The 11,480-nt window shown below is 34.5% G+C and carries 11 protein-coding genes; 9 read left to right on the forward strand and 2 right to left on the reverse strand.

What is annotated here, in order from left to right; translation table 11 throughout:
• The first annotated feature begins 104 nt into the window (after positions 1 to 104).
• The 7 genes from R3L15_RS11315 to R3L15_RS11345 are packed head-to-tail and all read left to right on the forward strand — an operon-like array spanning position 105 to position 6,418.
• Positions 105 to 968, forward strand: a complete 864-nt coding sequence (locus R3L15_RS11315; RefSeq protein ID WP_338731794.1) for an RNA polymerase sigma factor RpoD/SigA — start codon at positions 105 to 107, stop codon at positions 966 to 968.
• A gap of 30 nt (positions 969 to 998) precedes the next feature.
• Positions 999 to 1,193 carry a 30S ribosomal protein S21 gene (rpsU, locus tag R3L15_RS11320; protein WP_338731796.1) on the forward strand — a complete coding sequence of 65 codons (195 nt, stop codon included), beginning with the start codon at positions 999 to 1,001 and terminating at the stop codon, positions 1,191 to 1,193.
• A gap of 3 nt (positions 1,194 to 1,196) precedes the next feature.
• Positions 1,197 to 1,640 carry a GNAT family N-acetyltransferase gene (locus R3L15_RS11325; RefSeq protein WP_338731797.1) on the forward strand — a complete coding sequence of 148 codons (444 nt, stop codon included), beginning with the start codon at positions 1,197 to 1,199 and terminating at the stop codon, positions 1,638 to 1,640.
• Positions 1,641 to 1,649: 9 nt separating this feature from the next.
• On the forward strand, positions 1,650 to 3,053 hold the full coding sequence (locus R3L15_RS11330) for a sodium:solute symporter family protein (protein ID WP_338731798.1): 1,404 nt from the start codon (positions 1,650 to 1,652) through the stop codon (positions 3,051 to 3,053).
• Positions 3,054 to 3,068: 15 nt separating this feature from the next.
• On the forward strand, positions 3,069 to 4,202 hold the full coding sequence (locus tag R3L15_RS11335) for an amidohydrolase (protein WP_338731799.1): 1,134 nt from the start codon (positions 3,069 to 3,071) through the stop codon (positions 4,200 to 4,202).
• The gene (alr, locus tag R3L15_RS11340) at positions 4,195 to 5,340 is read left to right on the forward strand and encodes an alanine racemase (RefSeq protein WP_338731800.1); all 1,146 of its coding nucleotides are present in this window, start codon (positions 4,195 to 4,197) and stop codon (positions 5,338 to 5,340) included. Before R3L15_RS11335 ends, alr begins: the two co-directional genes overlap by 8 nt.
• Positions 5,341 to 5,344: 4 nt before the next feature.
• Positions 5,345 to 6,418 (forward strand): alanine/ornithine racemase family PLP-dependent enzyme, encoded by a 1,074-nt coding sequence (locus R3L15_RS11345; protein ID WP_338731801.1) that lies wholly within the window; start codon positions 5,345 to 5,347, stop codon positions 6,416 to 6,418.
• On the opposite strand, the gene R3L15_RS11350 is transcribed toward R3L15_RS11345, so the two are convergent.
• Positions 6,415 to 7,209 carry a DUF2797 domain-containing protein gene (locus R3L15_RS11350; RefSeq protein ID WP_338731802.1) on the reverse strand — a complete coding sequence of 265 codons (795 nt, stop codon included), beginning with the start codon at positions 7,207 to 7,209 and terminating at the stop codon, positions 6,415 to 6,417. The genes R3L15_RS11345 and R3L15_RS11350 overlap by 4 nt on opposite strands.
• A 41-nt stretch (positions 7,210 to 7,250) precedes the next feature.
• On the opposite strand from R3L15_RS11350, the gene R3L15_RS11355 reads away from it, so the two are divergent.
• Entirely contained in the window at positions 7,251 to 8,765 is a 1,515-nt protein-coding gene (locus R3L15_RS11355; RefSeq protein WP_338731803.1) for a GH3 auxin-responsive promoter family protein, read from the forward strand.
• A gap of 245 nt (positions 8,766 to 9,010) precedes the next feature.
• Here R3L15_RS11355 and R3L15_RS11360 read toward each other — a convergent pair whose 3' ends face one another.
• A complete protein-coding gene (locus tag R3L15_RS11360; RefSeq protein ID WP_338731804.1) occupies positions 9,011 to 9,883 on the reverse strand; it encodes a MerR family transcriptional regulator in 873 nt (290 codons plus the stop codon).
• A gap of 147 nt (positions 9,884 to 10,030) precedes the next feature.
• Between R3L15_RS11360 and R3L15_RS11365 the strand changes: the two genes are divergently transcribed.
• The gene (locus tag R3L15_RS11365) at positions 10,031 to 11,461 is read left to right on the forward strand and encodes a fasciclin domain-containing protein (RefSeq protein ID WP_338731805.1); all 1,431 of its coding nucleotides are present in this window, start codon (positions 10,031 to 10,033) and stop codon (positions 11,459 to 11,461) included.
• The last annotated feature ends 19 nt before the right edge of the window (positions 11,462 to 11,480 follow it).

The following is an 11,480-nucleotide window of genomic DNA, read 5'->3' on the forward strand; positions in this document are numbered from 1 at the left end:
TTTGCGTCTTTTTAAAAAGAAGTGCTACTTTTTTTGGATTTTCCAAAAAAAAAGTTATGTTGTAGAGTTCATAACATTACATAACATAAATTTTCGGAAAGTATATGAGGCAGTTAAAAATTACCAAGCAGGTTACCAACAGAGAATCTAAGTCACTTGACAAGTATCTTCAAGATATAAGTAAAATGCCCCTAATTACAGCTGAAGAAGAAGTTGAGTTAGCACAACGTATTCGCGAGGGAGACCAACAAGCCTTGGATAAATTAACAACAGCCAACTTACGTTTTGTGGTTTCTGTAGCCAAACAATATCAAAATCAAGGATTAAAATTACCCGATTTAATTAACGAAGGAAATGCAGGTTTGGTTAAAGCTGCTAAAAGATTTGATGAAACACGCGGGTTTAAATTTATATCTTATGCCGTTTGGTGGATTCGTCAATCCATTTTACAAGCATTAGCAGAACAAGCTAGAATTGTTCGTTTACCATTAAATAAAATTGGGTCCATAAATAAAATCAACAAAGCGTATTCTCATTTAGAACAAGCACACCAAAGACCACCAAGTCCAGAAGAAATTGCTAAAGAACTTGACATGACTGTTAGCGATGTAAAACAGTCTATGAAAAATTCAGGCAGACATTTATCTATGGACGCCCCATTAAAAGAAGGTGAAGACTCTAGTTTATACGACGTTGTAAAATCTGGCGAATCTCCTAATCCAGACAAAGAGTTATTAAAAGACTCTTTAAATGTTGAAGTAAATCGCGCTTTAGACACCTTATCACAACGCGAAGCCGATGTTATTCGTTTATACTACGGTATAAGTAACGAACAACCTATGAGTTTAGAAGAAATAGGAGAAACATTTGGATTAACAAGAGAGCGTGTAAGACAAATTAAAGAAAAAGGAATTCGTAGATTACGACACAGTTCAAAAAACAAAATATTAAAAACTTACTTAGGATAATCCTTAGTAATAATACTCTAAAAACCATATATGATAAAAATTGAAGTAAAAGAAGGCGAAAAAATTGAACGCGCATTAAAACGTTACAAGCGTAAGCACCGTAATGTTAAAATCATGCAACAAGTTCGTGAAAACCAATATTACACTAAAAAATCTGTTGAAAGAAGAAAAGAAATTCAAAAGGCCTCTTACATTCAGTCTATTAGAGACGAAGAAGCCATTTAATTTATGAATGTATTCAAAATATACAATTCCAACACAAAACCATCTCAAGAAGAGAAAGATACCATTATTAATTTTCTTCACACGCATTTGCAAGAATTTGGCGATGACAAAAAAGACATTGCCAAATGTTTAGATTATGCTGTAAAAGATAATATCTCGGCTCAAGGTGGTTTTGTTTTGGTAATTAAAGATAAAGAAGGCATTCAAGGCATTACTATAATTAACGAAACTGGAATGGACGGTTATATACCCGAAAACATTCTTGTTTACATTGCGGTACACGAAAACGCACGTGGCAAAGGCATTGGCAAACAACTTATGCAAAAAGCTATCGATTTAACAAATGGCGACATTGCACTTCACGTAGAACCTAACAATCCTGCCATTCACCTTTACGAAAAACTAGGATTTGAAAACAAATATCTTGAAATGCGGCTGAAAAAGTAAACAGTCTGTATGAACCTTATAGATATTCTTGTTTTTATTATTTACATGATTGTCGTTCTGGCAATCGGATTTTATTACTACAGAAAGAACAAAAGTGCAAGCGACTACTACGTAGGCGGTAACAATATGAGTAGTTGGCACGTAGGCCTATCGGTTGTCGCTACCGATGTTGGTGGCGGTTTCTCCATTGGTCTTGGCGGCTTAGGGTTTGTTATGGGCCTATCTGGTTCTTGGATGTTATTTACAGGACTTGTAGGCGCCTGGCTAAGTGCCGTATTTTTAATACCAAAAGTGATTAAGGACGGGCATCAATTCAACCTCTTAACATTTCCCGAACTTTTAAAGCGCAATTATGGTAAAAACGTAGCGCTTGTTGCTGGTATTATTTCATTTATTGGGTATCTTGGCTTTACCGCTTCACAACTATTAGCTGGTGCAAAGTTAGCTATTGGCACGTTTCCCGAATTAAGCTTAAATCACGCCTTAATTATCATGGGGGGCATTGCTTTATTGTATACTGTATTTGGTGGCATAAAAGCCGTTATCTACACCGATACATTTCAATGGATTATTTTAATGATAGGCTTGATTTTTATTGGAATTCCCATAGCTTACTCAACGCTTGGTGGCTTTGAAACCATTTCAAAAGCATTACCTAAAGAGTTTTTCAGTCTAACCAACCTCACTTGGATTGACATATTAAATTGGAGTATTACCATTATCCCAATTTGGTTTGTTGGGATGACACTTTACCAACGAATTTATGCCTGTAAAAACGAAAAAACAGCTAAAAAAGCATGGTACATTGCTGGTTTTTTTGAATACCCCATTATGGCTTTTATGGGTGTTGCCCTTGGTTTACTAGCTCGTGTTGCTGCAGAACAAGGTGTTTTTGCTCCAGAAGGTTTTATATCTGCTGCTGGTATGGATCCTGAAATAGGCTTGCCTATGTTACTTAAAAACGTATTACCCGTAGGATTAATGGGCTTAATGCTATCGGCTTATTTTTCGGCAATTATGTCTACTGCAGATAGTTGTTTACTGGCTGCTTCGGGTAATTTTACTACAGATATTTTAGGAATGAATGACAGCAATCCTAAAACTATTCGCATATCACAAATTATAACTTTTGCTATTGGTTTTTGCGCCATCGTAATTGCCACGTTAATGACTAGTGTTTTAGATTTAATGCTTAGCTCCTATGCGTTTATGGTTTCTGGTTTATTAGTTCCTGTGTTAGGAATGCTTTATTCAAAAGAAAAGAAACCTTTAGCAGCACTTTTAGCTATGCTTTTTGGTGGGTTTTCAACGTTAATCATCATGTTTATAGAAGCTGATATTCCTTATGGTTTAGATCCTATTTTAATTGGAATCTCAATTTCTTTGCTCACTTATCTTTTAGTTAAAAAATAAGCTGTATTTTTAAATGTGAACTTAAATAACCTAACGACATACCGAAAACACCTTCACCAATACCCAGAACTTTCTGGGCAAGAGAAACAGACTTCCAGACACCTTATTGAGGATTTAAAAAAGCTAAATCCAACACAAATTATCACCAATATTGGCGGGTATGGTTTTGCTGTTATTTTTGATAGTGGTAATACTGGTGAAACGGTTATGTTTCGCGCCGAATTAGATGCACTACCCATACAAGAAGTTAATACATTTTCGCATCACTCAAAAATTGAAGGCATTTCTCATAAATGTGGTCACGATGGCCATATGACAATTCTTTATGGTCTAGCGCAAAAACTACAAAAAACACCTATTTCAAAAGGAAGCGTCATCTTACTTTTTCAATCGGCTGAAGAAACCGGAGAAGGTGCTAAAGCTATTTTGAGCGATGAAAAATTCAAATCCATAACACCTGATTTTATTTTTTCACTTCACAATGTCCCAGGTTACCCTTTTGGTAATATTATCTGTAAAACGGGAACATTCACAGCATCGGTTGTTAGTCTAGCTATTGTTTTAAAAGGTAAAACAGCACATGCCGCAGAACCTGAAAATGGCATTAACCCAGATATTGCATTACAGGAGCTCATCTTCAAGATTAAACAACTGGAAAACCCTAACCAAAACGCTAAATATTTTTCAACTATTGCTACGGTTTATGCTGCTTTAGGCTCAAAAGACTATGGCATTTCTGCTGGTAATGCGGAGCTTCATTTTACTATTCGCTGCTGGGCTTTGGAGCAACTTAACACTCTAAAACAGAGCATCTCAAAAATAGTCGAGACAACTTGCAACAAACATCAACTAAAGTATCACATAGAATGGTTTGAAGAGTTTGCTTCTAATCATAATAACAAAACCGCCACAAAACACATAGAACAAGCGGCAAAACAACTAAACTATAACTACATTGAAAAAACGCATCCGTTTAAATGGGGAGAAGACTTTGGATTGTTTACACAGCATTACAAAGGCGCCATGTTTGGCTTAAGCGCAGGAGAACACACATCTGCTTTACACAATCCTGATTACGATTTTCCCGACAGTATAATAGTAAACGGAGTTTCAATGTTTTATCAAATTTTAAAACAAATCAATGCCTAATTCAATTATAGAAATTAGCCAAGAGGCTATAAATAATAATATCTCGTACATTAAATCGCTGTTAAACGACAAAACAACCATGTCTTGTGTGTTAAAAGGAAATGCCTACGGACATGGCATATCGGTCATGGTTCCTGCATTACAAAAAGTTGGTATACATCATTTTTCGGTATTTAATTCGTTGGAAGCGCGTCAAGTTTTTAACAAAGCAAAAGGAGAATTCACCATTATGGTTATGGGCGATATTAGTGACGAAGATGCTCATTGGATGATTGAAAACCATATTGAGTTTTATACATTCAATTTACAGCGCATTCAAAATATGCTGGAGATTGCCAAAACAAAAAATACATCTATAAACATTCATTTAGAGATTGAAACTGGTATGAACAGAACGGGTTTTAGCAAAAGCGATTGGCAAGAGTTAATTCATATTATAAAAAACAACCATAAATTTATAAATGTAAAAGGTATTTGCACACATTATGCAGGAGCAGAAAGCGTAAGTAATTATGTGCGTGTAAAATTGCAACGCAATATTTTTAAAAAAGCTATTAAGTATTTTAAAAATGAAGGTATTCAACCAGAACGCATCCACAGTTCTTGCAGTGCAGCAATCTTGGCGTTCCCTCAAGATAATTTTGATATGGTTCGTATTGGTATTCTTCATTATGGATTATGGCCAAGCAGAGAGACGTTTATCTCTCATATGACAAAACACAATCTTGAACATTCGCCGCTTAAACCTATTTTATCGTGGACATCTTATATTATGGATATTAAACACGTGAACAAAGGCGAATACATTGGTTACGGAAATTCGTATCTTGCTGAAAACAACATGACTATTGCCTCTGTTCCTATTGGTTATGGTTATGGTTACAGTAGAAGTTTAAGTAATCAAGGGCGCGTTATTGTTAATAATAACCGTTTTAGTGTTATTGGTATTGTAAACATGAATATGCTTTTAATAGATATTACTGCAGACCAAAATGTAGCCATTAACGACAATGTATTTTTAATAGGCAAACAAGGCGATCATGAAATTACCGTATCGTCTTTTGGAAACATGACCGATCAATTAAATTATGAAGTACTATCCAGAATAGACAAAGACATTCCAAGGATTTTAAAATAACACTATGGCTTACTTTACATTAAATAAAGCATCATTAACACACAATTACAGGTTTCTTCAGCAACTGTTCAATAAAGAAGGAATGACTTGGGCGCCTGTTTTAAAACTACTTTGCGGTCATGAAAAATATTTAGAATTTGTGCTTTTGTTAGGAGACGAACAAGTTTGCGATGCTAGATTATCTAACCTTAAAACCATAAAAAAATTAAAGCCTAGCGTTGAAACTATTTACATTAAACCACCAGCAAAACGCAGTATTAAAAACATTGTTAAATATGCCGATGTAAGCTTTAACACCGAATACACAACCATTAAATGGCTATCTGAAGAAGCTGGAAGACAAAACAAAATCCACCGGGTTATTATTATGATAGAATTAGGTGATTTACGCGAAGGCATCATGGGTGACCATTTAATGGATTTTTACGAAAAAGTTTTTGAACTCCCCAACATAAAGGTTGCTGGCATTGGTACAAACCTTAATTGTTTAAGTGGTGTTATGCCAAGTAAAGACAAACTCATACAATTATGTTTATACGAACAGTTAATTGAAGCAAAATTTAATCGTAAAATTGAAGGTGTTACAGGTGGTTCGTCTGTCATGGTACCGCTTTTAATAAAAGGCATTGTACCCGAAGGCATTAACCATTTTAGAGTTGGTGAAACCCTATTTTTTGGCACCGACTTGTTTGAAAACAATACCATAGAAGGCATGAAAGACGATGTATTTACCCTACACTCTGAAATCATTGAAATAACAGAAAAACCTAGTGTTCCATATGGAAAACTAGACAAAAACCCTTCTGGAGAACTATTTGAAATTGATGAAACTAAATTCACCGAAATTCAAAAACGTGCCATTTTAGACATTGGATTATTAGATATTTCAAAAGTCGATTTTTTAAAACCTATAAATACTTCATTAAATTTTGTTGGTGCTAGTTCTGATATGTTAATAATAGACATTACCAATGCTAATCGCGCATACAAAGTAGGCGATATTATTAGCTTTAGAACAGATTACATGGGAGCCCTTCGCGTAATGAATTCAGAATATATTGGGAAACGTCTTATTTAATTTACTGTAATTCCAACTACCAAGCCTTCATTACTCCTAATATTAAATACCGTCTGATCTTCAAAAATTAAATATTGTCCTTTTACGCCTACTAATGTTCCTGTATAGGTTTTAGATTTTTCAAGATTTAAACTTTTAGGCTTTTCGGGGTATTTGGTTACAGGAAAATGCAATTCGGTTTCGGTATTATTTTCTATAAAATACTCGGTAGCTTCCTCTGGAATAAAGGCTTTTAAACGCTCACGCCACTCTACCAAATTTTCATCTTGAATCTCGTTTTTAAGCATTGTACGCCAATTGGTTTTATCGCTCACGTGGTCTTTAAGCGCAACCTCTGTTATACCTGCCAAATAGCGATTTGGCACCTCAACAATTTCTATAGCCTCGTGTGCACCTTGATCAATCCAACGTGTTGGCACTTGACTTTTTCTAGTTACGCCTACTTTTACATTACTAGAATTAGCTAAATACACAATATGTGGTTGTAATTGTACTTTCTTTTCGTACGCTAAATCGCGATCTTCCTTATCTAAATGCGCCATGCTTAATTCTGGTCGCATGACCCAATCGGCAGCTTGCGGCACATCAAAAAAACAGCTTTTACAAAATCCTTGGCGGTAAATAGACTTATTTAAACCACAGTTTAAACACTGATACTTAACAAATTCCATGGTAATCGTTTTACCTAGCATTTGGTTTAGGTTTATAAAGTCGTTTTCAAACACTAGATAATATTGAATAGGATCTAAAAACTCCGTATTCATTTTTGTAAGAACGCCTTGGTAGGTCATAAAAAAAAGTATTATTTTTATTTTTTAAAGATAATGCAAATATGCCAATTCCTATAGTAAATTCTATTGCTTCCTGGTTTTTAAAAAAACGTTTTCATCAAATTGAATTATTTTTAAAGTATCCTAACGAAGTACAACAGGAGTTACTATTTCAACTACTTTCCAAAGCTAAAGACACCGAATTTGGAAAAACTTATGATTTTGCCTCGATAAAAGATTACAATACTTTTTCTAGTCGCATTCCTATATCTACTTATGAAGATTATCACGATGCTATTGAACGCTCACGACAAGGAGAACACAATATTTTTTGGCCACAACCTATAAGATGGTTTGCTAAATCTAGCGGGACAACCAATAGTAAAAGTAAATTTATCCCTGTTAGTGATGATTCTTTAGAAGATTGTCATTATGCAGCAAGTAAGGACTTACTTTGTATGTATCTTAATAATAATGAAAACTCTCAACTCTTTACAGGAAAAAGTCTAAGACTAGGTGGCAGTAAAGAACTTTACAAAGAAAATGGGACCGTTTTTGGCGACCTTTCTGCCATATTAATAGACAATATGCCTTTTTGGGCCGAATTTAGTAGTACGCCAAGCAGCAAAGTTTCTCTTATGAGCGAATGGGAAACTAAAATGGAAGCTATTGTAAATGAAACCATTCAAGAAAATGTTACCAGCTTAGCTGGTGTACCCTCATGGATGTTGGTTTTATTAAACAATGTTTTAGAAAAAACAGGCAAAGACAACATATTTGATATCTGGCCAAATCTAGAGGTGTACTTCCATGGTGGCGTAAGCTTTGTTCCTTATAAAGACCAATACAAACGTATTTTTCCTAGAAAAGATTTTAGGTATTACGAAATTTACAATGCTTCAGAAGGTTTTTTTGCTATTCAAGATCAAAATAAATCTAGCGAATTGTTACTTATGTTAGATTATGGTATTTTCTATGAGTTTATTCCTATGGAAACATACGGTACCAAACATGAGAAAATTGTTCCGCTAGGCGAAGTAGAAAAAGATAAAAATTACGCTGTCATTATTACTACAAATGCAGGACTGTGGCGCTATAAAATTGGGGATACCGTAAAGTTTACTTCTATACAGCCTTATCGTATAAAAATTACAGGACGTACAAAGCATCATATTAATGCCTTTGGCGAAGAATTAATTATAGAAAATGCTGAAGAAGCCTTAAAAAAAGTTTGTGAAAAAACAAAGTCGGAAATTGTAGATTACACCGCAGCACCTATTTTTATGGATGGCAAGGAAAAAGGTGCTCACGAATGGCTAATTGAATTCAAAACGCCTCCTAATAATATTGATTATTTTAATGAGCTACTAGATAATGCTTTAAAATCTCTTAATTCAGATTATGAAGCAAAACGTTATAACAATATGACGTTAAACAAACCTAAAGTCCATATTGCTCGCCCCCATTTATTTTACGATTGGTTAAAACAAAACAACAAACTGGGTGGCCAACATAAAGTCCCAAGGTTATCAAACACAAGAGAATATTTAGACGAGTTACTTCAATTAAACTCCTAATTGTTATTCACCGAAAAAATAGTTATACTTTTTTCTCATAACGAAAATAATGGTGTGTTTATCTAAAAACAGATAAGGTAATTTTTTTCTTACAAGCAAAACTGTAGTTTTACAACATCATATCATGCTTATAGGCTCTTAAAAGACTATTGTTTATAGCCTATTTTCATAATGTTACTATTAATTAACATATCCATAAAGCTTAAAAAACCACTTAAAGTTATTAAGTGGTTTTTTTATGATGCTTATCTAAAGTTTTTTAAACAGTCCACAAAATCTTTAGGGCTTTTTAAATAAATACTTTCTCCTTCTTTAATAGCATTCTCTATGTTATCTGTATTTCCCGATATATATAATGGAACATTAGATTTAGAGCAAAACGCATTAATTTTTGCAAAAGTTGCTTTCTGTATTGGAGTTATAAACATGGTTAACATAATGTCTGGCGTAACATCTTCTATTATTTGACTAATGTTTTCTAAAGGAACATTTTGCCCTAAATAATAAACTTTCCATCCTAATTTTCTAGCCAAATAATAGGCTAAAAGCAACCCTATTTCATGATACTCGTCTTCTATTAAAAACATAACAACAGATGGTGCACCTTTTGGCGGATATGGGAGTAAATCTATCTCAGTAAACATTTTTTTCTTAATTAAATTTGAAACAAAATGTTCTTGAAATGGCATAACCCTATCAATACCCCATAAAACGCCCACTCTATTTAAAAACGGATAAACAATCTCTAAAACCGTTGTCAATAAGCCTTTATTAATAATTTGAGTTTTTAAAATATTATCAAATGCCTGCTCATCCATATCCAGCAAACTTGTAATCAAAGCATTTATTTCCACCTCATATGTCTCATCAGAAATTTGATTAGTTACCGCTTTATGAATGTCTTCTTCAGACATTTTATCAATTTTGGATATTCTATATCCATTTTTTGTGAGCAAGCTTATATTTAAAAGCTTTTTTAAAAGACTATCTGAATAATACCTGATGTTTGTTTCTGTTCGCTCTGGCTCTATTAAAGTATAGCGCGTTTCCCATTTCCTTAGCGTATGGGCATTAATTCCTGTAAGTGTTACCACTTGAGCCATTGTATATTTACTCATGTCTAATTCTTTACGCTATAAAATTATACATTTTTTTGAAAACACAGGGAATAAAATTCATTTTGTCTACTTTTATTTAATTTTTATTTGACAAACAATATTTTTTTGTATATTTGTCTAACTTTAACATTAAAAACAAAGACAAAAATGAAAACAACAAAATTATTATTCCTATTACTAAGTTTCGCTTTCATTGGCGTCTCTTGTAGTAGTGACGACGACAATTCTACACCTTCAACACCATCTAACCAAAAAAACATTGTTGAACTGGCTGTAGACACACCAGAATTATCAACATTAGTTGATGCACTCTCAAGAGCTGATGGTGATTTAGTTAGCGTGCTTAGCAGCGATGGACCTTTTACAGTTTTGGCACCAACTAACGATGCTTTTTCAAGCTTTTTAACCGACAATGGTTTTAGCTCTCTAAATGAAGTCCCAAGTGATGTTCTTTCACAAATTTTATTAAACCATGTTATTATGGCCGATGTTGAGGCATCAGATTTAACAGCTATGGGGTCTGGATATACTTCTGGAAGCGCAACTGGAGCTGGTGGAAACAACATTAGTATTTATTTTGACACCTCAAATGGTGTTAGCTTCAATAACTCTGGTACAGTTACAACAGCAGACATTAATGCTAGCAACGGAACTATACATATTTTAGATGGTGTTTTAGGACTACCTGACATTGTTAGCCATGCCGCTAATAATCCTGCCTTTTCTAGTTTAGTAGCTGCGCTTAGTGCTGCAGATGGCAACTTGGTATCTGTACTCCAAGGCGATGGACCCTTTACAATACTTGCTCCAGACAACAGTGCTTTCGATACCTTTTTAAATGGCGCTTCATTAGGTGATGTTGATACGGCGGTATTATCACAAATTCTACTTAATCATGTAATTTCGGGTTCAGCAATCTCTTCTGAAGCACTTATAAATAGTGGCGCTGGATATACTAACACAGCAGCAACTGGCGCTGAAGATAACAGTATGAGTTTATATTACAACACTAGCAATGGCGTTATATTTAATGGTATATCCACTGTTTTTCAAGCCGATGTGGTTGGCACAAATGGTATTATTCACGCAGTAGATACAGTAATCGACATCCCTACAGTAGTTACATTTGCACTAGCCGACCCTAACTTCTCTACCTTAGCTTCTGCTTTAACCGAATTAACACCAGCTACCGATTTTGCGTCAATTTTATCACGTACTGAAAGCGGCAACAGTGATGGTATAAATCCAGATTTTACCGTATTTGCTCCTACAAATGATGCTTTTGATGCTTTAATTAGTGAACTAGGCGGTGTGCCAAATGAAAGCACTTTAACAGAGGTGCTATTGTACCATGTAGCGAGTGGCGCTAATGTAACTTCTGGCGACCTTAATACAGGCGCAAACCCTGTAACATCATTACAAGGCGGAAGTTTTACTGTTAACCTTCCAGGAACCGGCAGTAATATTGCTGATATAACAGATGGTTCTGGCGCAATGGATATAGGCATTATAGCTGTTGACGTACAAGCTGGAAATGGCGTAATACATGTTCTTGACAAAGTGATGCTTCCTAATTAATTCCTCTTTAACTATAATA

The organism is Mangrovimonas cancribranchiae, assembly GCF_037126245.1.
GTDB classification, from domain to species: Bacteria; Bacteroidota; Bacteroidia; order Flavobacteriales; family Flavobacteriaceae; genus Mangrovimonas; species Mangrovimonas cancribranchiae.